Source organism: Caenispirillum salinarum AK4, from assembly GCF_000315795.1.
Taxonomy (GTDB): domain Bacteria; phylum Pseudomonadota; class Alphaproteobacteria; order Rhodospirillales; family Rhodospirillaceae; genus Caenispirillum; species Caenispirillum salinarum.
The window spans coordinates 83,947-109,825 of sequence record NZ_ANHY01000017.1; the positions used below are offsets into that span (position 1 = coordinate 83,947).

23 protein-coding genes and 1 riboswitch are annotated in these 25,879 nt (G+C 67.2%); of the genes, 8 read left to right on the forward strand and 15 right to left on the reverse strand.

Annotated features, from left to right (window positions below):
• Nucleotides 1–266 precede the first annotated feature (266 nt).
• Nucleotides 267–1,610 carry a D-alanyl-D-alanine carboxypeptidase gene (locus C882_RS16385; RefSeq protein WP_201448383.1) on the forward strand — a complete coding sequence of 448 codons (1,344 nt, stop codon included), beginning with the start codon at nt 267–269 and terminating at the stop codon, nt 1,608–1,610.
• A 236-nt stretch (nt 1,611–1,846) separates the two neighbouring features.
• On the opposite strand, the gene C882_RS16390 is transcribed toward C882_RS16385, so the two are convergent.
• The 3 genes from C882_RS16390 to C882_RS16400 form a co-directional block, all read right to left on the reverse strand.
• Nucleotides 1,847–2,293 carry a hypothetical protein gene (locus C882_RS16390; RefSeq protein WP_009541764.1) on the reverse strand — a complete coding sequence of 149 codons (447 nt, stop codon included), beginning with the start codon at nt 2,291–2,293 and terminating at the stop codon, nt 1,847–1,849.
• Nucleotides 2,294–2,416: 123 nt separating this feature from the next.
• Nucleotides 2,417–2,644, reverse strand: coding sequence for a hypothetical protein (locus tag C882_RS16395; RefSeq protein ID WP_009541765.1), 228 nt, complete (start codon nt 2,642–2,644; stop codon nt 2,417–2,419).
• Between the two features lie 112 nt (nt 2,645–2,756).
• Nucleotides 2,757–3,245, reverse strand: coding sequence for a hypothetical protein (locus C882_RS16400; protein ID WP_009541766.1), 489 nt, complete (start codon nt 3,243–3,245; stop codon nt 2,757–2,759).
• Between the two features lie 188 nt (nt 3,246–3,433).
• Here C882_RS16400 and C882_RS16405 point away from each other — a divergent pair, with 188 nt between their 5' ends.
• Nucleotides 3,434–4,819 carry a glutamine synthetase family protein gene (locus C882_RS16405; protein WP_009541767.1) on the forward strand — a complete coding sequence of 462 codons (1,386 nt, stop codon included), beginning with the start codon at nt 3,434–3,436 and terminating at the stop codon, nt 4,817–4,819.
• 455 nt (nt 4,820–5,274) lie between these two features.
• Here the strand turns inward: C882_RS16405 and C882_RS16410 are convergent, their stop codons facing one another.
• The 4 genes from C882_RS16410 to C882_RS16425 all read right to left on the reverse strand — a co-directional run bounded on the left by C882_RS16410 (nt 5,275) and on the right by C882_RS16425 (nt 9,790).
• A complete protein-coding gene (locus C882_RS16410; protein WP_009541768.1) occupies nt 5,275–6,102 on the reverse strand; it encodes an ABC transporter permease in 828 nt (275 codons plus the stop codon).
• A gap of 22 nt (nt 6,103–6,124) precedes the next feature.
• Nucleotides 6,125–7,414: an ABC transporter permease gene (locus C882_RS16415; RefSeq protein ID WP_009541769.1), complete on the reverse strand. Its 1,290-nt coding sequence runs from the start codon at nt 7,412–7,414 to the stop codon at nt 6,125–6,127.
• A gap of 96 nt (nt 7,415–7,510) precedes the next feature.
• Entirely contained in the window at nt 7,511–8,566 is a 1,056-nt protein-coding gene (locus C882_RS16420; RefSeq protein WP_009541770.1) for a polyamine ABC transporter substrate-binding protein, read from the reverse strand.
• A gap of 123 nt (nt 8,567–8,689) precedes the next feature.
• Entirely contained in the window at nt 8,690–9,790 is a 1,101-nt protein-coding gene (locus C882_RS16425; RefSeq protein ID WP_009541771.1) for an ABC transporter ATP-binding protein, read from the reverse strand.
• A gap of 447 nt (nt 9,791–10,237) precedes the next feature.
• Here C882_RS16425 and C882_RS16430 point away from each other — a divergent pair, with 447 nt between their 5' ends.
• From C882_RS16430 to C882_RS16445, 4 genes are all read left to right on the forward strand, one after another.
• Nucleotides 10,238–11,230: an ABC transporter substrate-binding protein gene (locus C882_RS16430; RefSeq protein ID WP_009541773.1), complete on the forward strand. Its 993-nt coding sequence runs from the start codon at nt 10,238–10,240 to the stop codon at nt 11,228–11,230.
• A gap of 68 nt (nt 11,231–11,298) precedes the next feature.
• Complete coding sequence (locus tag C882_RS16435) at nt 11,299–12,210, forward strand: ABC transporter permease (RefSeq protein WP_009541774.1); 912 nt, start codon at nt 11,299–11,301, stop codon at nt 12,208–12,210.
• Complete coding sequence (locus C882_RS16440; RefSeq protein WP_009541775.1) at nt 12,207–13,001, forward strand: ABC transporter ATP-binding protein; 795 nt, start codon at nt 12,207–12,209, stop codon at nt 12,999–13,001. Before C882_RS16435 ends, C882_RS16440 begins: the two co-directional genes overlap by 4 nt.
• A 255-nt stretch (nt 13,002–13,256) precedes the next feature.
• Nucleotides 13,257–13,363, forward strand: a riboswitch (yybP-ykoY riboswitch).
• A gap of 109 nt (nt 13,364–13,472) precedes the next feature.
• Nucleotides 13,473–14,033: a TMEM165/GDT1 family protein gene (locus C882_RS16445; protein WP_009541776.1), complete on the forward strand. Its 561-nt coding sequence runs from the start codon at nt 13,473–13,475 to the stop codon at nt 14,031–14,033.
• A 7-nt stretch (nt 14,034–14,040) separates the two neighbouring features.
• Here the strand turns inward: C882_RS16445 and C882_RS16450 are convergent, their stop codons facing one another.
• From C882_RS16450 to C882_RS16470, 5 genes are all read right to left on the reverse strand, one after another.
• The gene (locus C882_RS16450; protein ID WP_043646052.1) at nt 14,041–15,090 is read right to left on the reverse strand and encodes a nucleotidyltransferase family protein; all 1,050 of its coding nucleotides are present in this window, start codon (nt 15,088–15,090) and stop codon (nt 14,041–14,043) included.
• A gap of 211 nt (nt 15,091–15,301) precedes the next feature.
• A complete protein-coding gene (aguB, locus tag C882_RS16455; RefSeq protein WP_009541778.1) occupies nt 15,302–16,177 on the reverse strand; it encodes an N-carbamoylputrescine amidase in 876 nt (291 codons plus the stop codon).
• 58 nt (nt 16,178–16,235) lie between these two features.
• Complete coding sequence (locus C882_RS16460; protein WP_009541779.1) at nt 16,236–17,252, reverse strand: agmatine deiminase family protein; 1,017 nt, start codon at nt 17,250–17,252, stop codon at nt 16,236–16,238.
• A 231-nt stretch (nt 17,253–17,483) separates the two neighbouring features.
• Nucleotides 17,484–18,983 carry an aldehyde dehydrogenase gene (locus C882_RS16465; RefSeq protein WP_009541780.1) on the reverse strand — a complete coding sequence of 500 codons (1,500 nt, stop codon included), beginning with the start codon at nt 18,981–18,983 and terminating at the stop codon, nt 17,484–17,486.
• Entirely contained in the window at nt 18,980–19,615 is a 636-nt protein-coding gene (locus tag C882_RS16470; protein ID WP_009541781.1) for a cupin domain-containing protein, read from the reverse strand. The genes C882_RS16465 and C882_RS16470 overlap by 4 nt, the downstream gene beginning before the upstream one ends.
• Before the next feature lie 340 nt (nt 19,616–19,955).
• Here C882_RS16470 and C882_RS16475 point away from each other — a divergent pair, with 340 nt between their 5' ends.
• Nucleotides 19,956–20,987 (forward strand): histone deacetylase family protein, encoded by a 1,032-nt coding sequence (locus C882_RS16475; protein ID WP_009541782.1) that lies wholly within the window; start codon nt 19,956–19,958, stop codon nt 20,985–20,987.
• Between the two features lie 164 nt (nt 20,988–21,151).
• The gene (locus tag C882_RS16480) at nt 21,152–23,467 is read left to right on the forward strand and encodes an HWE histidine kinase domain-containing protein (RefSeq protein WP_009541783.1); all 2,316 of its coding nucleotides are present in this window, start codon (nt 21,152–21,154) and stop codon (nt 23,465–23,467) included.
• 39 nt (nt 23,468–23,506) lie between these two features.
• On the opposite strand, the gene C882_RS16485 is transcribed toward C882_RS16480, so the two are convergent.
• The 3 genes from C882_RS16485 to C882_RS16495 all read right to left on the reverse strand — a co-directional run bounded on the left by C882_RS16485 (nt 23,507) and on the right by C882_RS16495 (nt 25,809).
• A complete protein-coding gene (locus tag C882_RS16485; protein WP_009541784.1) occupies nt 23,507–24,208 on the reverse strand; it encodes an ABC transporter permease in 702 nt (233 codons plus the stop codon).
• A 20-nt stretch (nt 24,209–24,228) separates the two neighbouring features.
• Complete coding sequence (locus C882_RS16490) at nt 24,229–24,903, reverse strand: ABC transporter permease (protein WP_009541785.1); 675 nt, start codon at nt 24,901–24,903, stop codon at nt 24,229–24,231.
• Nucleotides 24,904–25,050: 147 nt separating this feature from the next.
• On the reverse strand, nt 25,051–25,809 hold the full coding sequence (locus C882_RS16495; protein ID WP_009541786.1) for an ABC transporter substrate-binding protein: 759 nt from the start codon (nt 25,807–25,809) through the stop codon (nt 25,051–25,053).
• Nucleotides 25,810–25,879 lie beyond the last annotated feature (70 nt).

Consider the following 25,879-nt stretch of genomic DNA (forward strand, 5'->3'; position numbering starts at 1 on the left):
TCGTGCGGTGCTTGCCGGGGGCAGGGGCGGCCGTCGGCGCCGCCGTGTCACCGACAAGTCATACGCATAGGGATGAATCCTGTTGATTTTTCACACTTTGGTTTACAGCGACTCGGTAGCTGTTTATGCTGATCATCGAGTCGTGCCGCGGAAACTCTTGGTTAACCGGGGTATGCCAGAGTAGCAGACCCAACGCCGGGATGCGTTGCAGAGAACGAGAGCCGGGGGAAGGCATGAGGGCACTGGCGGTCGCGCTGATCTTTTGCATGACCATTATCGCGGGCTCGGCGGATGCCGTCGCGCGCTATGCATCCATCGTGGTCGACGCCGAAACGGGCGCCGTTCTGTATTCGCGCAACGCGAACCAGAAACTGTACCCGGCGTCGCTGACCAAGATGATGACGCTGTACATGCTGTTCGACCAGATCGAACGCGGCAAGATGACGCTCAAGACCCGCCTGCCGGTGTCGGAGCGCGCCGCCGGCATGCCGCCCTCCAAGCTGGGGTTGAAGGTCGGCGAGACCATTCCCGTGGAAACCGCCATCAAGGTGCTGGTGGTCAAGTCCGCCAACGACGTCGCGACGGTCGTCGGCGAGGCCATTTCCGGCTCGGAATGGAAGTTCGCCATCGACATGACCGAAAAGGCGCACAGCCTGGGGATGTCGCGCACCACCTTCAAGAATGCGTCCGGCCTGCCCAACAGCGGCCAGAAGTCCACCGCCCAGGACATGGCGACCCTGGCGCGCGCCCTGATGCGCGATTTCCCCCAGTATTATCCGTATTTCTCGACCACCCGGGTCACCTGGAAGGGGCGTACGCTGACCACCCACAACCACGTCCTGACCCGCTATGACGGCGCCGACGGCCTGAAGACCGGCTACATCCGGGCCTCGGGCTTCAACCTGGCGGCCTCGGCGGTGCGCAACGGGCGCCGTGTCGTCGGTGTGGTGTTCGGCGGCAAGACCTCGCGTTGGCGCGACAACCACATGATCGACCTGCTGGACGAGGGCTTCGTGCTGGCCAACCGCCTGGACCCGGTGGTGGCCCCGCCGCCGGGCCGCAAGCCGATCCTGCTGGCCGATGGCAGCGTCAAGCTGCATCCCAAGACCGTCGCGGCCCTGAGCACGCCTCTGCCCCAGCCCAAGCCGGTCCAGGCCGTGCCGGGCACGCCCGAGACGACCCAGGCCGTCGCCCTGGCATCGGCCGTGCCGGCACCCAAGCCGCTGGTGACCCGCCCGACGGCGCTGGCCTCCGCCGCGCCCGCCGCGCCGGAAGCCCAGGGCTCCGCCGACCCGGCGCAGACGGGCGACCCGACCGTGGGCCAGTGGGGCGTGCAGGTGGGCGCCTTCAGCCGCTACGCCTCGGCCCAGACCAAGGCGTCGGAGGCGGCGGACCGGCTGCGTCCCTCCATCGAGGGCAGCCATCCCAAGATCGCCACCATGAAGGACACGGGTGACACCATCTACCGCGCCCGCGTCATGGGCATGGACGAAGGGGAGGCCCGCGAGGCCTGCAACTTCCTGCGCGTCAACCGCATGGCCTGCATCGTGGTCCCGCCCGAGCAGGACCTCGCGCGCGTCTCGCGTCCGGCGGCGCTGGCCGGAAACTGACCCACCGGCGGGGCGGCGTCCGACCGGTGCGGCGCGGTCTGGTCGTCATCGTCTGAAATGCAGGTGCAGGCGGCCCGCAGGCGCGGCCCGCCGTGCCGCATAATGTCGCGGCCACACCGGCCCGAATGCCGCGCGGCCCGTGTCGACGACCCGCCGGCAGTGTGCCGGCCGGTGGGCTGTCGATGGCGGGATGTGGGTGGGAAGGGGCAAAGGGTCCGCCCCTTGGACCCGGGGCCTTACTTGCCCTTCATGGCGCGGACGTACATCTGCAGCCGTCCGTCTTCCAGCAGGATTCCATAGCTGTCGCCGGTGCGGAAGCCCTCGCCGGTCTTCTGCGTGCCGGCCCAGATCAGGGGCAGGGCGAAAATCTCCTGCTCGTCGCCCTGGCTGATCACGAAGGTCACGCTTTCGCCCTGGACCGAGACGATGGTGAATAGCTTGCCGGTCTCGGCGTCCTCGAACACCGACCCGACCTGCGCATCGGCGAACTCGCGCACCGTCCAGGCCTTGGTGGTGACGGCCGGCGGCATGGACTTGATGACCTTGGACGTGCCGATGGCCCCCTTGGCCGCCCCTTGCGCGGCGACCGGCTGGGCGGTGGTGGCGGCGCCAAGCGCCAGGGCCACCGAGGCGGCGGCGGCAAGGGTCAGAACGCTGATCCGGGGCGACATGCGAAGCTTCATCGGGACCTTCCACGCGACAACTGCACCTGTGGCGATAGGGCCCGGCCTTCCTGGCGGAAACTGCCGGACGTCACGTTCTACCACAGACGATCGCTGTCGTCCCCCGAAAGGAGCGGGGGCGCGTCAGGCCTGCTTCTTGTTGTAATCGTAGACCGGCGGTGTCGGCAGGCTGCCGTGGCCGTCGCCGCCGCCCTTCTTCAGGTGCGGGCGGTCCTCGTCCGGGATGACGGGCTTCTTGTCGCCGGTGAAGTCATAGACCCTGGGAGTGGGCACCTTGGCCGGCGGGCCCTTGTCTTCCGCCGACCCGGGATTGGCGAAGCCAAGCGGCGTGCCATTGGGGGATTTGGTCATTCTGATGCCTCCGTGCCGATTTTCGCGGTTCGCGGGAGGTATCCGTTGGTTCCCTCTTGATAGCCCCGAGTATGGGTGTTTCCTGCGTGCGTGGCAACCTTTCAGGCGTGAATCACTTCGCCTCGGAGGAGCGCGCCACGGTCTCGGCAGGGGCAGGGGCAGGAGCAGGGGCGGGCGCGACGCCGGCCCTTTGGAGCGCGGCGTTGACGTGGGAGATCTCGCGCTTGAGGGTGGCCTGGCGCGCCCGCAGGTCTTCGATCACCTTGTTCTGCTCGGCCGTCGTGGTCTGGAGCTGTTCGCGGAAAGCATCCAGGGTGCCGTCGACCAGGCTGATGGTCTCTTCGTGGCGGCGCTCGTTGTCCTGACGGATGGCATCCTTGCTCTTGGCGATGTCGTCCTGCACCTCGCGTTTCAGGCGCCGGTTCTTGGCATCCAAGTCCTCGTCGATGCGCTTCAGGCCGCGCTCGATCTCGTTGTGCAGTTCGACCTTCAGCTCGTAGGCGCGGCGCACCAGGGCCGACATGTAGGTAAGCAGCCCCACCACCAGCACCCCCAGAAGGGCGACGATGACGGTCATGCCCGTGACCGATCCAACATCCATGACGACGCCTGCCTTGTGCCAATCCCGCGATAGGCGAATGGTCCCCGCCTTTGGTGGGCACTTTCCCTCAGACCGGGGTCGCGGTGCAAGCGTCCTGGGTTGTTGTGCGGTGCCGCAGAGGTGCCCCCTGTCGCGCAGGCGGCGAAGGGCGCTATAGTGGCTCATCCGTAACCAACTGCGTGAGTCACATGCCAAATGACGCATCGAAGCCCCAGCACGCGCCGGAGAACGCGGTCGATTACCTGACGGAGTGGATCCGCTCGCGCGGGATCACCGAGGTGGAGTGCCTTGTCCCGGACATGTCGGGCATTCCGCGCGGCAAGATCCTGCCGGCCCACAAGTTTCTCTCCGGCCTGACGGATCGGGGCCTGCGGCTGCCGGAAAGCGTCTTCATCCAGACGGTCACCGGCGAATATCCCGAGGAAGACATCATCGACGAGGTCGACGGCGACATCTACCTGCGCCCCGACCCGGAGACCCTGCGCATGGTGCCCTGGTACGAGGAGCCCACCGCCCAGGTCATCAACGACTGCATCCGCCGCGACGGCAGCCCCGTCGACATCTCGCCGCGCCACGTGCTCAAGCGCGTGCTGGCGCGCTATGAGGAAAAGGGCTGGAAGCCGGTGATCGCGCCGGAGCTGGAGTTCTTCCTGGTCAAGGTCAATGCCGACCCCGATTACCCGCTGGAGCCCCCCATCGGCCGTTCCGGCCGGCCGGAGATCGGGCGCCAGGCCTATGGCATTGACGCCGTGAACGAGTTCGACCCGCTGTTTGAGGACGTCTACGACTACTGCGACGTCCAGGAACTGGACGTCGACACTCTGCACCACGAGGGCGGGGCGGCGCAGATGGAGATCAACTTCAACCACGGCGAGGCCCTGTCCCTGGCCGACCAGGTGTTCGTCTTCAAGCGCACCGTCCACCAGGCGGCGCTGCGCCACGACGTTTACGCCACCTTCATGGCCAAGCCGCTGGAGGGCCAGCCGGGCAGCGCCATGCACATGCACCAGTCGATCATCGACATGGAGACGGGCAAGAACCTGTTCGCCCACGACGACGCGACGGAGACCGACCTGTTCCGCTGGCATATCGGCGGGCTTCAGAAGTACCTGCCGCAAGCCATGCTGATGCTGGCCCCCAACGTGAACAGCTTCCGCCGGCTGGTGCGCGACTACAACGCGCCCATCAACATGCACTGGGGCCGCGACAACCGCACGGTCGGCCTGCGCGTCCCGTTCTGCCAGCCGGAAGCGATGCGGGTGGAAAACCGCCTCTCGGGCGCGGACGCCAACCCGTACCTTGCCATGGCGGCGTCGCTGGCGTGCGGCTACCTGGGCATGATGGAGCAGATCGAGCCCACCAAGCCCATCAAGGGCTCGGGCTACACCAAGGCCCACGCCCTGCCGCGCCACATGCCGGAAGCCATCGACCGCTTCGCCCACGCCCGCAAACTGCAGGACGTGCTGGGCGAGAATTTCTGCCGCTGCTACGCGGCGGTGAAGGAAGCGGAATGGGACGCCTACCAGGACGTCATCTCGTCGTGGGAGCGGGAGTATCTGCTGCTGAACGTGTGATGGTTGACGGGGCGGGCTTGCCGCTGCATTCTTCTGCTTGTGCATGGTAAGTGCCGCAAGGCCGCGCCCGGTGCCCGGAAAGGCGGGGCCTCTCATGGCACCGTGAGTCACTGATCCGGGGAGTTCGTCGGCCCGTCGCACATTTCAAAAAGCCGCTCCGGGTGGGGCGGCTTTTTGTTTGTTGACGGGATGTTCGACATCGGGTGTGGACCTCTGCTGTCGCGGGGGCGACGGCGTAGGCAAGAGACTGTTATAGAACAAAAAATTCCCGTCATTCCTGCGAAAGCAGGATTCCACATGCGATGATAACCATCTTGTTGCCCGCCTGTCGCGGAACCCTCACTGATCTCTTTACAGCCTCGAAGGGCGGCACCTGCCCAGAGGGTGCCACCACCGAAAAAGGGGCGGCTTCCCCCCGGAACCGCCCCTTCTCATGCCCGCCCCTCGGCGAAGCGCTATCCCTTCGTCCCCCGCAGGCGCTCCCCTCGGCGGCGCAGGGCTTCCAGCGTCGAGAGCAGGAACACTGACAGCACCGTCAGAATGGTCGCAACGGCGGTGATCGTCGGGCTGATGTTCTCGCGGATGCCCGAGAACATCTCGCGCGGCAGGGTGCGCTGCTCAGGCCCCGCCACGAACAGCACCACCACCACCTCGTCGAAGCTGGTGGCGAAGGCGAACAGGGCGCCGGATGCCAGGCCCGGCGCGATCAGCGGCAGGATGATCGCGAAGAACACCCGCGTCGGCGAGGCACCCAGCGAGGCGCCGGCGCGCGCCAGGTTCATGTCGAAGCCCTGCAGCGTCGCGCTGACCGTGATCACCACAAACGGCGTCGCCAGCGCCGTGTGGGCCAGGATCATGCCGGTGTAGCTGGCCGTCAGGCCCAGCGGCGCGAAGAAGAAATAGAACCCGACGGCCGTGATGACCAGCGGCACGATCATGGGCGAGAGCAGGATGCCCATGATGATCGCCTTGCCGCGGAAGGTCGCGCGCACCAGGCCGAGCGATGCCAGCGTGCCCAGCGTCGTCGCCAGCATGGTGGCGGCGATGCCGACGATGAAGCTGTTCTTCAGCGAGCGCATCCAGTCCTCGGACTGGAAGAACTCCTGGTACCACTGGAAGGAGAACCCTTGCAGCGGATAGGTCAGGAACTGCCCGCCGTTGAAGCTGAGCGGCATGATGGCGATGATCGGCGCCATCAGGAAGAACAGCACCAGTACCGACGACGTCCACAGGATGGTCGTCCACAGCTTTTCCGAGGTGGTGCGGGAATGGGTGTTTGCCATTGTCGTCTCTCCTTTCCCGCGATCAGCCCAGGCGCATCTTGTCGGCGCCGATGAGGCGGTTGTAGACGCCGTACAGGATCATGGTGGCGACCAGCAGCACCGCGCCCAGCGCCGAGGCCATGCCCCAGTTCACCGTGTCGGACGTGTAGAAGGCGATGAAGTAGGAGATCATCTGGTCGGCGGCACCACCCACCAGCGCGGGCGTGATGTAGTAGCCAATCGAGATGATGAACACCAGCAGGCCGCCGGCCGACAGGCCCGGAATGGTCTGCGGCAGGTAGACCCGCAGGAAGGCCGTCGTCGGCGGCGCGCCCAGGGACGTCGCGGCCTTCATGTAGACCGGCTTGATGCCCTTCATCACCGAGTACAGCGGCAGGATCATGAACGGCAGCAGGATGTGCACCATGGCGATATAGACGCCGATGCGGTTGTAGATCAGCCGCACGGGCTCATCGAGGATGCCCGTGAAGATCAGCGCATCGTTCACCAGCCCCTGCTCCTGCAGCAGCACCACCCAGGCGGCCGTTCGCACGAGAAGGCTGGTCCAGAAGGGCAGCAGCACCAGGATCATCATGACGTTGGCGATCTTGGGCGGCAGGTTCGCCAGCAGGTAGGCCACGGGAAAGCCCAAAAGCGCGCAGATCAGCGTCACCGTCATGGAGATGACGAAGGTGCGCGTGAAGATGTCGACGTAGACGGCTTCCTGTTCCGGCGCGCTGACGATCTCGCCGGTGGCGGTCTTCTCCAGGTCGATGGCGTTGAGCAGGTAGAACGAGGTGAACGGGCCGGACGCGCGCGCGATGGCGCCGAAGGTGTCGATCTCGCCCCAGGCCTCGTCGATGTCGATCATGGTCGACTTCCAGCTTTCCGCCGTGTCCGGCAGGCGCCGGGCGGTGCCCATGACGAAGGTGCGCGCCCCGTTGGCGTCGTAGTTCAGCCGGCGGGCGGCCTGGGCGATCGTGCGGTTCGCCCGGCTGTCCTTCATGTCCTGCGCGATGGCGGCGTAGACCGGCTCCGGCGGAAGCTGGGTGCGGTCTTCCCACTGCTCGATGGCGGCGGTCGTGCGCGGCCAGACCTCCGACAGGTCGGTGTCGTGGACGCTGCGCAGCATCATGTCCGCGATGGGCACGACGAAGGTGATGAGCAGGAACAGCAGCAGCGGCGCGATCAGGCCGAAGGCCTTGAGCTGCTTCATGCGCTCGGCGCGGCGCAGGCGGCTTTTCAGTTGCGCGCGTTCGGCACGCTCGGCGGCGCGGTCGGCCTGCGGCTGCTGCGGACGGGCCGCTTGCGAAAGGGCGAGGTCGGAGGGCATGGCGCTCTTCGTCCGGATCGAAAAGGGTGGGGCGGGACGGCGGGCCGCTGGTGGGCCGCCGCCCCGTCCCGTGTGTGCTTCACGCGATGGTGCGGCTTAGTTGGTGGCCGCCCACTTGTTGAAGCGCTCGGTCAGGCGGTCGACGTTCTCCAGCCAGAACATGTCGGAGATGCGAACCGCGTTCTCGATGTTGGCCTTGGTGGTCGGCAGGTCCTTGGCGCGCTCCTCGGGGATCGCGTCGATGGCCTCCTTGTTGGTCACGCCGTAGGCGATGGCCATGGGGAATTCCTTCTGGTATTCCGCCTCGCCGACGAAGTTGAGGAACTTGTAGGCCTCGTCCTTGTTCGGCGTGCCGGCCAGCATGACCCAGCTGTCGAGCGTGTAGAGGGCGCCGTTCCAGACGATGCCAAAGTTGCGGTTGTCCTCGCGGTTGGCGGCGTCGATGCGGCCGTTGTAGACCGACGTCATCACCACCTCGCCCGAGGCCAGCAGCTGCGGCGGCTGGGCGCCGGCCTTCCAGAAGATCAGGTCGTCGCGGATTTCGTCCAGCTTGGCGAAGGCGCGGTCGATGCCCTCGTCGGTGCCCAGCACCTCGTAGACCTTGTCAGGCGCCACACCGTCGGCCATGAGCGCGGCTTCCAGGGTGGTCTTGGGGCCCTGGCGCAGGGCGCGCTTGCCGGGATACTTCTCGGTGTTGAAGAAGTCCGCCCAGCCGTCCGGCGCGTCGTCGAGCTTGTCCTTGTCGTAGCCGATGACGAAGTCGTACACGATGGCGCCGACGCCGCAGTCATGCACGGCGGAGTCGATGTAGCGGTCCTTGCCGCCGATCTTGTCCCAGTCGAGGATCTCGTAGATGCCTTCCTCGCAGCCCAGCTCCAGCTCCTCGCTTTCCACCTGCACGATGTCCCAGGTGGCGGCGCCGCCCTGGACCTTGGCGCGCAGCACGCCGATGCCGCCGTCCCACGACTCGTCGATCATGGAGATGCCGGTCTGCTCGCGGAACGGGTCGAAGTAGACCTCGTTCTGGGCTTCCTGATAGGCGCCGCCCCAGGACACGACGGTCAGGTCGCGCGCGTTGGCGGCGCCGGCGGTGGCGGCCACGGTGCCGGCCACGGCGGTGGCGATGATCGCCTTGGTCGCAATGCTCTTCATCTATGCTCTCCCTGTCATGAAAGGCTTGGGTTGTTTATCTGCGTCCGCCGCCGCCGCCGCCGCACGGGCCGGGTCCGAGCCCGGCCCTGTTGCGGCATGGGGCGGCGGCCCCGCGTCCGGTGCTCAGGCGGCCACCGGATCGAGGGCGAGGCAGTCCTTGGGGGCGAAGCTGACGTACATTTCCTCTCCGGCCGCCGGCGGGCGACGGTTGGAGCGGAAGCGCATCTTCACCATGAAATCGTCGTTGCCGGCGACGTTCATGCGGATGCGCACGTGGTCGCCCATGTAGATGGTTTCCGCCACGCGCGCCTTCAGCGCGTTGTCGTGGTGGTCCTCGACGTCCTCGATCTCCACGCGCTCGGGGCGGAAGGACAGGCTGGTGCGGCTGCCCGGGCCGTCCACGTTGACCGCCTGGGCGATGATCCGCTCGCCGTTCTCCAGCCGCACGGCGCATTCCCCGCCGTCGATGCTCTCCACCGTGCCGTTGAGGATGTTGTTCTCGCCGATGAAGTGCGCGACGAAGCTGTTCTGCGGGCTTTCGTACAGGCCCGAGGGGCTGTCGAGTTGCTGAATGATGCCGTCGTTGAACACCGCGATGCGGTCCGACATGGTCAGCGCTTCCGACTGGTCGTGGGTGACGTAGACCACCGTTACGCCCAGGCTTTCATGGATATGCTTGATCTCCAGCTGCATGTGCTCGCGCAGCTGCTTGTCCAGCGCGCCCAGCGGCTCGTCCATGAGCACGATCTGGGGCTCGAACACCAGCGCGCGGGCCAGGGCGACGCGCTGCTGCTGGCCGCCCGAAAGCTGGCCGGGGCGGCGCTTGCCCAGGCCGCCGAGCTGGACCATGTCCAGCGCCTTGCGGGCGCGGTCGACCTGTTCGGATTTCGACGCCTTGCGCACCTTCAGCGGGAAGGCGACGTTCTCCTCCACGGTCATGTGCGGGAACAGCGCATAGTTCTGGAAGACCATGCCGATGTCGCGCTTGTGCGGCGGCGTGTCCTTCAGGCTGCGCCCGCCCAGGCGTATGTCGCCGTGAGTCGGGTTCTCGAACCCCGCCAGCATCATCAGCGACGTGGTCTTGCCCGAGCCCGACGGGCCGAGCATGGTGAGGAACTCCCCCTTCTCGATGTCCAGGTTAAGGTCCTTCACGACGATCGTCTCACCGTCGTAGGTTTTCTGGACGCCTTCGAAAGCCACCAGCGGGGCCTGGGTGCCTGCCATGTTGTGCCGTCCGTCTCTTGTCCGTGGTTGAAGCCTCTGTGCCGTTGCCCCGATAAGCGACCGGTTGCCCGCCGGTCGCAGCCCGTCCATGCAGTGTCAGCATGGCAACGTTTAAATTTTTCGACAATCCCCTTTTTTGCGCAAATTTTGTCCCTGCGCCTCCGGATAGCCTGTAATTGCTCAAAACAAGGGCAGGTACGGCCCACGAGAGAGGCAGTTGCTGCCTGTTTCATGGCCGGGGCTTAATATTTTAGACGGGCCGCGGCCACGCCGCCGGGTGCGCCGCCGGCCGGTCCGGCGGCGAGTCCCGGCCGGGCATTCGCGGCCGGACGACCGTCGACACGCCCGCGCGGGCGCGTGCGCTTGACGGGCGGGTGGTTTCCGCGCATCGTGCGCCTTCAACAGGTTGTCATACAATTCCCCCAGAAGAACCGGAGGAACGGGAAGGTGATCCTGAAACCCTTGCGCTTCGCCGCCGCCTGCGCCGCCGTCGCGCTGGCCGGCATGACCGCCTTGTCTGGTCCGGCCGCGCTGGCCGCCGACGACACCAAGTCCGTCAAGATCACCTCCATCGTCGAGCACCCGGCGCTCGACGCCGTGCGTGACGGCGTGGTGGACGAACTGGCCGAACGCGGCTTCAAGGAAGGCGAGAACCTCGAGGTGGAGTTCCAGTCCGCCCAGGGCGACGTCGGCATCGCCGGGCAGATCGCCAAGAAGTTCGTGGGTGACGCGCCCGACGTGATCGTCGCCATCGCCACCCCCAGCGCCCAGGCCGCCGTGGCCGCCGCGCGCTCGCGCATCCCGGTGATCTTCTCCGCCGTGACCGATCCGGTGCAGGCCAAGCTGGTGGATGCGCCGGGTGAGGCCAAGGAGATGGTCTCGGGCGTTTCCGACATGACGCCCGTGGGCAAGCATCTGGCCCTGATCCAGGAGATCGTGCCCTCGGCCAAGACCATCGGCGTCGTCCACAACCCTGGCGAGGCCAACGCCGTCGTGCTGGTGGATGCCGCCAAGGCTGCCGCACCCGACCTGGGCCTGGACATCGCCGTGGCGTCGGCTCCCACCTCGGGTGACGTGCTGCAGGCGTCGCGCTCGCTGGTGGGCAAGGCGGACGCCATTTACATTCCCACCGACAACACCGTGATCTCGGCCATCGAGGCCGTGGTGAAGGTGGGCGAGGAAGCCGACATCCCGGTCTTCGCCGGCGACACCTCCAGCGTCGAGCGCGGCGCCGTCGCCGCCGCCGGCTTCGACTACTACGACGTGGGCCGCCAGACCGGCGCCATGGTCGCCGCCGTGCTGGAGGGCCAAAAGCCCGGCGAGCTGCCGGTGGAGGGTGTCGACACCATGCGGCTGGCCGTCAATCCCGCCGCCGCCGAGCGCATGGGCATCACCCTGCCGCAGGCGGTGATGGACCGGGCGGAGACGGTCGTCGAGTAACCTCTTGATGTGAAATGAAAGACGGGGCCGTCCGCCGGGCGGCCCCGCCGTTGTTTGGGAACAGCCCCGTGTCGCTCATCGCATTTCTCGGCGCCGTCGAAATCGGCCTCCTGTTCGGGCTGGTGGCGCTGGGCGTCTTCATCTCGTTCCGCATCCTCAACTTCCCTGACCTGACCGTCGACGGCTCGCTGCCGCTGGGTGCCGGCGTCGCCGCCACCTGCATCGTGGGGGGGTGGAATCCCTATCTCGGCACGCTGCTGGCCTTTTTCGCCGGATGCGCCGCCGGGCTGGTGACGGCCTGGCTGAACGTGAAGCTGAAGATCCTGCACCTGCTGGCCTCGATCCTGACCATGATCGCGCTGTTCTCGATCAACCTGCGCGTCATGGGTCGGCCCAACATCGCGCTGCTGGGCGAGGACACGGTGTTCACGCCGTTCGAGGGCCTGGGCCTGCCGTTCTACTGGATGAACCCGCTGGTGCTGCTGGTCGTCGTGATTCTCGCCAAGATCGCGCTCGACCGCTTTCTGCTGTCGGAGGTGGGGCTGGCCATGCGGGCGACGGGCGCCAACCAGCGCATGGCGCGCGCGCAGGGCATCAACACCGGCCGCATGACGCTGATGGGCATTGCGCTCTCCAATGGCCTGGTGGCCTTTGCCGGTGCGCTGTTCGCCCAGCTTCAGGGCGGTGCCGACATCACCATGGGTGTGGGCGTCATCGTCATCGGCCTGGCCGCCGTGATCCTGGGCGAAGCGGTGATGAGCACGCGGACCATTATTCTCGCGACCATCGCCTGCGTGGTGGGCTCCATCATCTACCGTCTGTTCGTGTCGCTGGCGCTGAACGCCGACTTCATCGGCCTCCAGGCCCAGGACCTGAAGCTGATCACGGCGGTGCTGGTGGTGGCGGCCATGACGCTGCCCGGCATGCGCCGCAAGCTGCGCATCAAGAAGATCACCGCCGGCCAGGGAGTGCGGAAATGATCGAGGCGAAGGACCTTCACGTCCGCTTCAACCCCGGCACGCCGATCGAGAACCACGCGCTGAAGGGGCTGTCGCTGACCATCCCCGAGGGGCAGTTCGTCACCGTCATCGGGTCCAACGGCGCCGGCAAGTCGACCTTCCTCAACATGCTGTCAGGCGAGTTGATTCCCGATTCGGGTAGCGTGACCATCGACAACGAGGACGTCACCGGCTGGCCGACGGCCCGGCGCGCGGGGCTGTGCGCCCGCGTCTTCCAGGACCCCATGGCCGGCACCTGCGAGATGCTGACCATCGAGGAGAACCTGGCGCTCGCGGCGGCCCGCGGCCACCGGCGCGGCTTGCGCTCGGCGGTGCGGAACGAGCTGCGGGCGGAGTTCCGGGAGCGTATTTCGGTCCTTGGGCTCGGGCTGGAAAACCGCCTGACGGACAAGATGGGCCTGCTGTCGGGTGGGCAGCGTCAGGCCGTCAGCCTGGTGATGGCGACGCTCAACCCCATGAAGATCCTGCTGCTGGACGAGCACACGGCGGCGCTCGACCCCAAGACGGCGGCCTTCGTCATGGAGCTGACCGACCGCATCGTCGGCGAAAAGCAGCTGACGACGCTGATGGTAACCCACTCCATGCGCCAGGCGCTCGACCACGGCCACCGGACCGTGATGCTGCACGCCGGTAACGTGGTGCTGGATGTGGAGGGCGAGGAACGCCGGGGCATGAAGGTGGAAGACCTGCTGCACATGTTCGAAAAGGTGCGCGGCGAGGAAGTGGACGACGACAGCCTCATCCTGGGATGAGGCGTGGGTGAAAGGGGTTTTTTGAACCACCAAGGCACCAAGGTTTTCCGGCTGCGCCGGAATGCGAATGCGAGGGAGCCACGGGCTCCCTCGCGCTCCCTCAGTGACTTATTCATTATCAGGTCAACAACCAGGCCCATCGGTCATCAGGACGATAATGGCGCGCCTTCGCGCGCTGTCTTGGTGCCTTGGTGTCTTGGTGGTTTCCCACCAACCGCCAGCCGCCTTGACACCCCCGCCGATGCCGCTATGCTCGCTCCCGTCATTGGGGAGTAGCCGCCCTCATCGCAGAGGGGGCCGCGTCAACAGACTTGGGGCCTTGCGTCCCATGGCGCGGACAGTCCACCGCTCCGCGTGGACCTGGCGAGACCTTTGACCGGACGCACCCGAGGTTCCTGGAGGGAGAGGAGCCGGGCGGGGGCGCGTTCGGTCATGGGTTGATTGCGCCGCCCGGCTCCGTTGACGACCATCATGAACGGACTTCTCGTCTCAACCGGCGTCGTGGCGCTGGCCGAGATCGGCGACAAGACGCAGCTTCTGGCGCTGGTGCTGGCCTGCCGCTGGCGCAAGCCCGTGCCCATCATCCTGGGCATCCTGATCGCCACGCTTGCCAATCATGCGGCTGCCGCGGTGGTGGGAGTGGCCGTGACCGACCTGCTGACGCCCGAAGTGCTGAAGTGGGTGCTGGGCTTGGGCTTCCTCGCCATGGCCGGCTGGATGCTGGTGCCTGACACGCTGGACGACGACGAAGGCGAGCCGAAGGCGTCCAAGTACGGCCCCTTCCTGGCGACGCTGGTGACCTTCTTCATCGTGGAGATCGGCGACAAGACCCAGGTCGCCACGGTCGCGCTGGCGGCCGAGTTCCAGAACCTGGTGATGGTGACGCTCGGCACGACGATCGGCATGCTGGTGGCGAACGTACCGGTGGTGCTGATCGGCGACCGTGCCGGCGCAAAGATCCCGCTGGCCCTGGTGCGCGGCATCTCGGCGGCGCTGTTCGCGGTGATGGGTGTGGCGGCGCTGGTGTGGTGAACGCCGATCAGGACGAGGTGGCGGCTTCCAGGGCGCGGCGCGCGGTGTCGGGCAGGAGTGCGATGCCCTGCTCGGCGTACCGCCGCCACTTGGGCCCGCGCTGTTGCAGGTCGTCCCACGCCTCGGCAAGCTCATAGGGTCGGACCTCGGCGAGGGCCGTGATGAGGTCCGCCGCCTGACGAAGGTCCTTGCGGGACTTTTCCTGACTCTCCCGGCTCTCGATTCGCAGGCGGCTGACGATCAGCTTGTGCAGAGCGTAGCGCTCCGGCGCGGGCACGTTGACAGCTACGCCGCCCCCATGCAGGGCGATGGCCCGCTCCTCGTTGTAGATGAGGTAGTCCAGGTAGCGTAGAGGCCGGGCCGCCGTTCCCAAAGCCGGCAGGGCGACCAGGTCGTCGGAGTCCGCCCCCCGGTTCGGCGTAAGCACATCCACGCGATAGCGGTCGCCGATGGCGTACCGCGAGGCAACGCGCGGATCACCAGGATGCGGGAGCGGTCTAAAGTCGGCATCGACGCTTTGCAGGACCCGCTCCAGCGGTTCGGCCAGATGATCCTCGACCGCCAACGAGATGGTGCTGAATTGTGCAAGGTCCAGATCGGCGGTCGTCATGTTCGCCCCGGACAGCTTGACGCCCAGAAGCCCGCCATAGCATTGGTAGGCGATCGTCCCGACGACGACGGCGCGAAGGCGGAATGCGCCGGCCTTCGCCAAGGCTTCCAGAACCTTGCCCGTCATCGGGTCCGGCGCCGGCAGGCCGGCCCGCTTCAGGGCCGCGACCATGGACCGCCGCTCCTTGAAGTCGGCCTTCGCGGACTTGTGCTCGGAGATGAGGCGTTCAATCTCTTCCGTCGCCGGCCCGATGTACATCTGCCGGCGCTTGCCCTCGGCGTCCGCTCGCTGGAAGTACCAGTAGTCGCGTCCGTTCTTCGTCTGGCGGACGAATCCGCCGCTCAGCGGATAGGTCTCGCCAACGGCCTCCCCCAAGGATGCGATGCCGCACCGTTCCACAAGCTCGGCGTACATTGTTTGAAGCGGCAAAGGCAAGGCGGTGGGCATGGTCTGCAATCCGGTGTTTGAATACACCAGAGTCTGCCACGGTTGCCGTTATAATCAAAATGCAAATTGATTATAAATCACTGCTACTAGCCGAGGTCCAGGAGGCCGCGCCTCCTGGCAGGGAGCGCGAGGGGCGGCGCCCCTCGTTTTCTCGGCGAAAATGCGTCGTCGCGCGCCAAGACGCGCTCGGGATTTGCGGCGGGCGCCGGGCTCAGCGCACCTGCCGCCCGTCCAGCCCCGCCAGCACCCCGTACAGGTCCGGCCGGCGGTCGCGGAAGAGGCCCCAGGCGGCGCGGTAGTCGCGAATGGCGGCAAGGTCGAACTCGGCCGTCAGCACCGTTTCCTCGCGCCGGTCGGCTTCCGTCACCTTGGCGCCGGTCTGGTCGGCGATGAAGCTGGAGCCGTAGAAGGTCAGCTCGCACGTGGTTCCCACCTCGCGTCCGACGCGGTTGGAGGCGACCAGCGGCATGACGTTGGCGCCGGCGTGGCCCTGCATCACGCGCTGCCAGTGGCCCATGCTGTCGATGGTGGCGTCGTGGGGCTCGGTGCCGATGGCGGTGGGGTAGAACAGGATTTCCGCCCCCAGCAGCGCCATGGCGCGGGCGGCTTCGGGGAACCACTGGTCCCAGCAGATGCCGCAGCCGATGGTGGCGTAGGCCGTCTTGAAGACGCGGAAGCCCGTGTCGCCCGGCGAAAAGTAATACTTCTCCTCGTACCCCGGCCCCTGGGGGATGTGGCTCTTGCGGTAGACGCCGAGGTTCGCGCCGTCGGCGTCCAGCACGGCGAGGCTGTTGTAGAAGGCCTGGCCGGCGCGCTCATAGAAGGAGAACGGCAGCACCACCGACAGTTCCTTCGCCAGCGCGGCGAAGCGGGCGAGCACCGGGTTGTCCTCCACGGTGCGGGCCAGGGCGAAGTGGCGCGGGTCCTGGTCCTTGCAGAAGTAGGGGGTTTCGAACAGCTCCTGCAGCAGGATGATCCGCGCCCCCTGGTCGGCGGCCCGTCGCACCATGGCCTCCGCCTTGTCGAGCGTCTCCTCCGGAGAGGCGGCACAGGCGAACTGGGTGGCGGCGACTTTGACGGTGCTCATGGGCGCTGGTCCTCTGCGTGGTGTGGCGCGCGCATATGGGGTGGCGTGGCGCGGGTGGTCAAGCCTTGGGCTGCTGCTGCGTGATGCAGTGGATGTTGCCTCCGCCCACCGCGACCTCGAATGCCGGGACCTGCGTCACGACGTGGTCGGGGAAGGCGTGGCGGAGGATGTCTGCCGCGTCCTTGTCCTCGGGCACGCCGAAGCTCGGCATCACCACGCCGCCGTTGGCGATGTAGAAGTTGACGTAACTCAGCGCCATGCGTTCCCCGCGTGCGTCGTTGCGGCGCGGCGCCTGCGGGAGGTCGATGATCTCCAGCGGGCGGCCCTGGGCGTCGCGGGCCTCGCGCAGGCGGTCGCGGTTGTCCTTGAGCGTCGCGGTGTCGGGGTCGGCGGGGTCCTCGGACGTCACCATCAGCACCTTGCCCGGTGCGGCGAAGCAGGCGACGTTGTCCACGTGGCCCGTCGTTTCGTCGTTCTGGAGGCCCTTGCCGAGCCAGATGACCGTCTCCACCCCAAGCCAGCCCTTCAGGTTGGCCTCCATGTCCTCGCGGCGGAGGTGGGGGTTGCGTTCGGGGTCGAACAGGCATTCCTCGGTGGTCAGCAGGGTGCCCTGGCCGTCGACGTGGATGGAGCCGCCCTCCAGGATTTGCGGGCCGGCGAAGCGCCGCGCGCCCACGTGGTCGAGAATGCGGCCGGCGATCCTGGCGTCCTCCGCAAAGCCCTCGTACAGCAGGCCCCAGGCGTTGAAGCCCCAGTCGACGCCGGCCACCTCGCCGTTGCGGCCCTTCAGGAACAGGGGGCCGATGTCGCGGGTCCAGCTGTCGTCCAGCGGCCAGGCGATGACGTCGATGTCGTCGCCCAGCAACTGTCGCGCGGTATCGGCGTCTTCCGGCCGGGCGATCATGGTCACCGGCTCGAACCGGCGGATGGCGCGGGCGACGGCGGTGTAGGCGTCGTAGGCGGCGGGCAGGCCGTTGTCCCACGACTCCGGCCGGCAGGGCCAGGCCATCCAGCAGCGTTCGTGCGGTTCCCACTCGGCGGGCATACGGAAGCCGAGGTCGGCGGGGGTTTGCATTCTTTGCAGGCTCCGGTGGCGCAGGGGAAGAGGGGGGAACCACCAAGACACCAAGGGCACCAAGAGAGCCGTCCCGGTCCTTCCGCCTCGTCATGGCCGCGAAGGTCGGAGCAAGCTCCGCCTGCGGTGGTGGAGTCCCGCTTTCGCGGGAATGACGGGTGATTGTAGGGCTGGGCGAGGTTCCTTGGTGTCTTGGTGCCTTGGTGGTTCAACTCCCCATCGAACGTCAGATCAGGTGAGGTCGATCCAGGTTGCCTTGATCTCGGTGTATTTGTCCATGGCGTGCAGGCTCTTGTCGCGGCCGTTGCCGGACTGCTTGAAGCCGCCAAACGGCATGGTCATGTCACCGCCGTCCCAGCAGTTGACCCACACGCTGCCCGCCTTCACCGCGCGCGCCATACGGTGCGCCTTGGTGATGTCGCGGGTCCAGATGCTCGCCGCCAGGCCGTAGGTCGTGTCGTTGGCGACCTTCACCGCCTCGTCCTCGTCCTTGACGGAAATCACCGACAGCACCGGGCCGAAGATTTCCTCGCGCGCGATGGTCATGTCGTTCTTCACGCCGTCGAACACGGTCGGCGCCACGTAGAAGCCGCCCTCGTTGCGGCGCACCTGCTCGCCGCCCATGCGAAGCGTTGCGCCTTCCTTCTGGCCCTTTTCGATGTAGCCGAGGATGCGCTTCATCTGCTCCTCGTCGACGATGGCGCCCATCTTGGTCGCCGGGTCGATGGGGTCGCCGGGCTGCATGGTCTCGCCGATGGTCATGATCTTCTCGATCATCTCCTCGCGGATGCTCTCCTGCACCACCAGGCGCGAGGCGGCGGTGCAGACCTCGCCCTGATTGAAGAAGATGCCCATGGCGGCGTGCTGGGCGGCCTTGTCCAGGTCGGGCACGTCGGCCATGACGATGTTGGGCGTCTTGCCGCCGGCCTCCAGCCACACGCGCTTCATGTTGGACTGGCCGGAGTACTGGAGGAACAGTTTGCCCACCTCGCCGGAGCCGGTAAACGCGATGCAGTCCACGTCCGGGTGCAGGCCCAGCGCCTTGCCGGCGGTCGGGCCGAAGCCCGGCACCACGTTCAGGACGCCCTCGGGCAGGCCGGCCTCCACGGCCAGTTCGGCGACGCGCAGCATGGACAGCGGCGACTGCTCGGCCGGCTTGACGATGACCGAGTTGCCGGTCGCGAGCGCCGGGCCGAGCTTCCAGGCGGCCATCATCATGGGGAAGTTCCACGGCACCACCGCGCCGACCACGCCGATCGGCTCGCGCGTGATCAGGCCGAGGGCGTCGGGGCCGCTGGGCGCGACCTCGTCATAGACCTTGTCGATGGCTTCCGCGTGCCACTGGATGCAGTTGGCCGACGACATGACGTCGACGGAGAACGCATCGCGGATGGGCTTGCCCATGTCCAGGCTTTCCAGCAGCGCCAGTTCGTTGCGGTGCTCGCGCAGCTTTTCGGCGAACGCCAGCAGCACGCGCTTGCGCTTGGCCGGCGCCATGTTCGCCCAGGAGCCCTTCTCGAAGGCGCGACGGGCGGCCTTTACGGCGGCGTCGATGTCGGCCGCGTCGCCCTCGGCCACCTGCGCGATGACCTTGCCGTCGCGCGGGCTGACGTCGTCGAAGGTCTTGCCCGATTCCGCGTCGACGAACCTGCCGTCGATGAACAGCTGCGTGCGCGGCCGGAAATCGGCGGCGAGCTTCTGGTAGTCGTCGTGGCTCAGCAGCTTGCTCATGGCGTTGCGTCTCCCTGGTTGGTCATGGCGGGCGGGGCCTCGGCCGTGTCGAGGGGCTGGCCGGAGGCCGCCTGGCCCTTGTGGAAGGTGGTGGTGGTGCTTGCGGAAATCAGCACGCACGGCTTATCGGTCGTGTTGCGGAAGCGGTGCGGCTCGGCGGTGGAGAAGTAGTAGCCCTCGCCGGCCGACAATTGCCGGCTTTCCGCCCCCACGGTCAGCTCGATGGTGCCTGAGATGACGATGCCGGCTTCCTCGCCGTCGTAGGACAGCAGGGGCTCGCCGGTGTCGCCGCCGGGGTGATAGGTTTCCTGCATCATGTGCAGCTTGCGGTCGGCATAGCTGCCGCCGACCATGCGGAAATCGATGGTGTCGCCGAAACTGAAGGCGGCGAACTCGTCGGCACCGTAGAAGGTCTTGTTTTCCTGCCCCAGGTCCATGGTGAAGAACTCGGCCAGCTGAATGGGCAGGCCGTCCAGCACCTTCTTCAGGCTGGCGACCGAGGGGCTGACGCGGTTCTGCTCGATCAGCGAGATGGTGGAGTTGGTCACGCCGGCGCGTTTCGCCAGTTCCCGCTGGCTCAGGCCGTAGAGCGCGCGCAAGGCCTTGAGCCTGGCGCCCACGTCGAAGCTCATCCGCTGTCCTCCCCGGCGCCGAGTTTTGGCGCGTGCTGAGAATGTTGAACATGGGACGCCGCAGGCACCCCCGTTTTCTCCGAAGTGTAGGGCTCATGGCACGGCTTCGGAAGCCCTCTTGTCAAGTTTTCTCATCGCATGAAAACGGTGATCCGGTTGCGGCGGCGCCTGCGTAAGGATGGTTGGAGACAGACAAACTTGCGTCCCCCTTGTCGGTCTCCAACTTCCACTCCCTCATCATGAGACTCGGCCCCGCCGGCTTCGGCGGGGCCTCTTTCTTGACAGGCGGGGCGGGGCGTGCTGGGACTAAAGGCTTGTTTCCGAAGCCTGAGGGTCGCCGATGCTCACCGTCTATTCCGAGGACTGCCGCCTGCACCATGGCCGGGCGGAGCTGAACGAGGGGCAACTCGTCCCCTGCTTCGAGAACCCCAGCCGCACCGACATCGTGCTCGACCGCCTGAAGGCCGTCGACCTGGGCGAGATCGTCGCGCCGCGGGACTTCGGCGTGGTGCCCTTGAAGCGCGTCCACGACGCCGGCTTCGTGGACTTCCTGGCCGAGTGCTGGGACCTGTGGACGGCGCAGGGCCGCGACTGGGACGCCATCCCCTTCACTTTCGGCAAGCGCGGCATGCGCGACGACCGCATCCCCAAGGACATCGACGGCCGCATCGCCTACTACGCCATGGATGCCGGCACGCCCTTGACCGCCGGCACCTGGAAGGCCGCCACGGCTTCGGCCAACTGCGCCCTGACCGCCGCCGAGCAGGTGGCCGGCGGGCTGAAGTCCGCCTTCGCCGCCTGCCGTCCGCCGGGGCATCACGCCAGCATCGACTACTACGGCGGCTATTGTTTCCTGAACAACGCCGCCATCGCGGCGCAGGCCCTGCGCGACAACGGGGCGCAGCGGGTGAGCCTGCTGGACGTGGACTATCACCACGGCAACGGCACGCAGTCCATCTTCTACGACCGGGCCGACGTTCAGTTCCTGTCGCTGCACGCGGACCCGGAGGTGGAATACCCCTACTTCCTGGGTCATGCGGACGAGACCGGCTCTGGCGCCGGCGAGGGCTTCAACCACAACTTCCCGCTGCCCTGGGGCACCGACTGGGAACGCTGGTCGGCGGCGCTGGAGGACGCCTGCCGCCGCATCCAGGGCTACCGGCCGGATGTGCTGGTGGTGTCACTGGGGCTGGATACCTTCGAGCAGGACCCCATCAGCAAGTTCACCCTGTCGTCGGACCGCTATCCCCTGGTGGGCGCGCGTCTGGCGGCGCTGAAGGTGCCGACCGTGTTCGTGCTGGAGGGCGGGTACGCGGTGGACGACCTGGGCGTCAATGCCGTGAACGTGCTGACCGGGTTCGAGGACGCTTGAGCGCCATCCCTGCTTCGGTCGGAACCCCGCCGAACCGGATCGCGTAGATGGTCTGCGGTGCCCATAGTGACTATGGTGACTATAGTGCAAGGCTGGCACCAAGAAAGGCGAGTGATTTGCGCGAAACGGAGACGGCACTACCGTTCCTGGCGGACGGCGGGGAAATGGGCGCCCGTATCCGCGCTTATGACTGGGCCGCGACGCAGCTCGGTCCGCCCGAGGATTGGCCCCAGGTCCTGCAGACGCTGACGGCCTTGATGCTGGCCTCCAGTCAGCCCATGTTCCTGGTCTGGGGGCCTGAGCGGACGACCCTCTACAACGACGCCTACGGCGAAATTCTTGCCGCCAAGCATCCGGCGCTCGGCCAGCCTTTCAATGAAATCTGGCACGAAATATGGGACAGCGACCTCAAGCCCATCGTTGCGCGCGCCTACGCCGGCGAAGCCCTGCACATGGACGACATTCAGCTTGTCATGGTGCGCCGGGGCTATCCCGAGGAAGCCCACTTCTCGTTCTCCTACACGCCGGTGTGCGACGAGGACGGCGCCGTGCTGGGCTTCTTCTGCCCCTGTCTGGAGACCACCGAGCAGGTGCTTGAGCAACGGCGGGCGCGCCTCCGGGCGGACCTGACCGAGCGTCTGCGGATGCCTGGCGATCCGTCGGACCTTGCCCGCGACGCGGCGGCGCTGCTCGCCCGGCACCTTGGGGCCGAGCAGGCGGCCTTCGCCGAAGTCGATCCGTCCGGCGGGTACGCCGCGATCGCGCCCCACCGGGACGACGGCCGCCACCGGCTGAAGGATTTCGGCCCGGACTTCATCGCTGACCTCGAGGCAGGACGCAGCATTGCCATCAACGACGTGATGGACGACCCGCGCACGGCCACACCCCATGCGGCGAAGACCTTCGTCCATGCCGGCATTCGCGCCATCCTTTACATCCCGCACGTCCGGCATGGCCGGTTGGTGGCGGTCCTCGCCGTGCACGCCGCCGCGCCCCGGCACTGGCCGGCCGCCGACATCGACCTTTCCGAGGAAGTCGCCGAGCGGGTGAGCGTGGCGATGGACCGCGTCCGCGCCGAGGCGGCCTTGCGCGCGAGCGAGGGCCGGCTGCGGAAGGTGCTGGAGATCGAGACCGTCGGCATCGTGTTCTTCGACCTTGTCGGCGGCATCCACGATGCGAACGACACCTTCCTGTCGCTCATCGGTTACAGTCGCGCCGAACTGCAGGCCGGCCTGATCCGGTACGAAAGCCTGACACCGCCCCACTGGCACTGGCGGGACGCGCAGACGGTCGCCGACCTGAAGGCCCACGGCGCGGCCGGCCCGTTCGAGAAGGAGTACACGCGCAAGGACGGCTCCGTCGTCTGGACCCTGTGTGCGAGCAAGATGCTCGAGGACGGCACGGCGGCCGAATTCGTGATCGACATCACCGAACGCAAGCGCAGTGAGCAGCACCAGGCCATGCTGATGGCCGAGCTGGACCACCGCGTGAAGAACGTCCTTGCCGTCGTGCAGTCGATCGTCCGGCAGAGCCTGCGCGGGGCGGACCTCGGCGGGTCGGATGCGGCAGACCGGCTGATCGGCCGTATTTCGGCCCTGGCGGAGTCCCATACCCTGCTGGCCGCCAGCCGGTGGGAAGGCGCGCGGTTCCGCGATCTGGTCGACAACGCCCTGGCGCCTTACCGCGATGGCGGTGCATCGCGCATCCGGGCGGGCGGGCCGGACCTGCGGGTGACGCCGAAAGCCGCGCAGACGCTCGCCCTTGCGCTGCACGAGCTGGTGACGAACGCGGTGAAATACGGGGCGCTCTCGGTGGCCGAGGGCAGCGTCGCAGTGGACTGGCGGTTCGAGGGGGCCGCCGACGACCGCCGGCTGGTCTTCGTCTGGGCGGAGCAGGGCGGCCCGGCGCTTCCCGGCCCGCCGCGCCGCAAGGGCTTCGGGTCCCGCCTGATCGAGCGGACGCTGACGTTCGAGCTGGACGGCACGGTGACGCTCGACTTCGCGGCGGGTGGCCTGCGTGCGGTGTTCGATCTGCCGCTGCGGGCGCTGGAGGTTGTTGAAAAGCGCAGCACCTCCGACCCCCGCCGCGCCATCGCACCGTCCGCCGGGGAGGCCGCGACGCTGAGCGGCAGGCGGGTCCTCCTGGTCGAGGACCAGCACCTCGTCGCCGAGGAGATGGCTGAGGCTCTTGTCTCCGTCGGCTGTTCCGTGGCCGGCCCGGCGTCCACGCTGGATCGCGCCCTGCGCGCTGCCGAGGCGGAGGACCTGGATGCGGCGGTGCTCGACATCAACCTGAGCGGCGACCTCGTGTGGCCGGCCGCCCGGCTGCTGCGGGACCGGGGCATTCCGTTCGTGTTCGCGACGGGGTACTCGGAAACCATCGACGTCCCGCCGGAACTGGCCGACGTCCCCAGGATCGAGAAGCCGGCCCAGCCGCAGCACCTCGTCGCGGTGGTGGCCGGCCTGATCGCGGGAAACTGAGCCGCCCGCCCGCGCCGGCGATGCGGAGCCGGCCGGCTGCTAGTTCGGCATCCCCGGCGGGGGGCTCAGGTTCGCGTGCAGGCGCTTTTCCAGCCAGCGCAGGAAGGTGGCGAACAGGAAGATCATCACCAGATAGATGACGCCCGCCGCCGCGAAGGTTTCCACCGGCTGATAGTTCACAGCGATGATCTTGCGGGCCATGCCTGTCAGGTCCAGCAGCGTGATGGTGGACGCCAGCGCGCTGGACTTCACCATCAGGATCACCTCGTTGCCGTAGGCCGGCAGGCAGATGCGAAAGGCGCGCGGCAGGATGATGCGGCGGTAGGTCAGCGCCCGGCTCATGCCGACGGCACGGGCGGCCTCGACTTCGCCCCAGGGCACGGCCTGGATGGCCCCGCGCAGGATTTCCGCCGAATAGGCCGCCGTGTTCAGCGAAAAGGCGATGATGGCGCACCAGTAGGCTTCCCGCAGCACCGGCCAGAGGAAGCTGTCGCGCACGGCCTCGAACTGCGACAGGCCGTAATACACGAGGAAAATCTGCACCAGCAGCGGCGTGCCGCGGAAGAAGAAGATGTAGGCGTAAGGCCCCGCACGCACCAGGGGGTTCTCCGAGACCCGCAGCAGCGCCACGGGCAGCGCGATGGCGAAGCCGATCAGCACCGCGATGCCCACAAGCTGCACCGTCAGCCAGGCGCCTTCCATCAACCCGGGAAAGACGGAGAAGAAGGTTTCCATGTTCATGGCTCAGTCCTCCGTCCCGATCACGAGGCCGCGCGGCGCTGGCCGCGGTTGGCGCGTTTTTCCAGGCGGTGCAGCACGGCCATGCTGACCACCGTCAGGCCCAGATACATGACGGCCGCCGCCATGTAGAAGGTGAAGGGTTCCTTGGTGTAGCGGGATGCGATGTCGGCCTCGCGCATCAGGTCCTCCAGCCCGACCACGGACACCAGTGCGGTGTCCTTCATCAGCACCAGGAACAGGTTGCCGAGGCCGGGCAGGGCGATGCGCCAGACCTGCGGCAGCACGACGCGGCGGAAGGTGAGCAGCTTGCTCATGCCGTAGGCGTGGGCGGCCTCGATCTGGCCCTTGGGGATGGCGATGATCGCCCCCCGGAAGACCTCGGTCGCGTAGGCGCCGAAGGTGATGCCGAGCGCGGCGACGCCCGCCCCGAAGGCCGAAACCTCCACGTAGTCGCCCACGATGGCGGTCAGCAGCACGGTGCCGCCGAAGTAGACCAGCAGCACGGTCAGCAGTTCCGGCAGGCCGCGGAAGATGGCCGTGTAGACCTCGGCGATCCAGCGCACCGGCGCAATCGGCGACAGCTTCATGGCCGCACCCAGGATGCCCATCACCAGCCCGACGCAGACGGCGGCCAGCGCCAACTGGACGGTCACCCAAAGGCCGCTCAGCAACTGCGGCAAGAAGCCCTGCAACATCGGCCCCCGACTCCCCTCGTATCCGGCGGCGATCGACGTCGCCGCCGCTGCCGGGCGACGACCGCACAGGTGTCACGCTCGCCCCGGCAAAAAAGCAACGGGCGCCCCGCCCGGCGGTCGGCCGGCGGGGCGCCCGGATCGCTCAGCTTAGTAGATGCTGAACGGGAAGTACTTCTCGTTGATGTCGGCGTAGGTGCCGTCCTCGATAATGGCGGCCAGCGCCTCGTTCAGGCGGTTCAGCAACTCGTCGTCGCCCTTGCGCACGGCGATGCCGATCTTGTCCTCGTCGTAGACGGGCTCGCCCTTGAACTCGAACGTGCCGCCTTCCTCGGTCTGCAGCCAGTCATAGGTGACGTAGACGTCGTTCAGGACCGCGTCCAGGCGGCCCGAGGCGAGGTCGAGGAAGGCCTCTTCCTGAGTGCCGTACAGCTTGATGTCGGCACCCGGCACGTTCTCTTCCAGCCATTGGCCGGAAATGGTGGCGCGCTGGGCGCCGATGGTCTTGCCCTCCAGCGCTTCCGGAGAGGTGTCGATCTCCTGGCCCTTGGGCGCGACGAACTGCAGCTTGTTGGAATAGTACGGGTCGGTGAAGTCCACCGCCTTCTGGCGCTCCGGCGTGATGGACATCGACGCGATGATGGCATCGTACTTCTTGGCCAGCAGGCCGGGGATGATGCCGTCCCAGTCCTGGGCGACGATCTCGCAGTCGGCTTCCATTTCCTTGCACAGCGCGTTGGCGATGTCGACGTCGAAGCCCTGGAGCTGGCCGGATTCATCGATGGTGTTGAACGGAGGGAAGGCGCCCTCGGTCGCGATGCGGATGGTGTCCTGCGCCTGCGCGGCGGTGGCCGAGGCGGCCAGCACCACGGCCGTGGCGGCGGCGGCAAGGGTCTTCTTGATGGTCATGCGATGCGCTCCCTGATGGCAGAGCCGGCGGTTCGATGGCCGGCGTGTCTTGCTTTGGGTTGATCGGCGG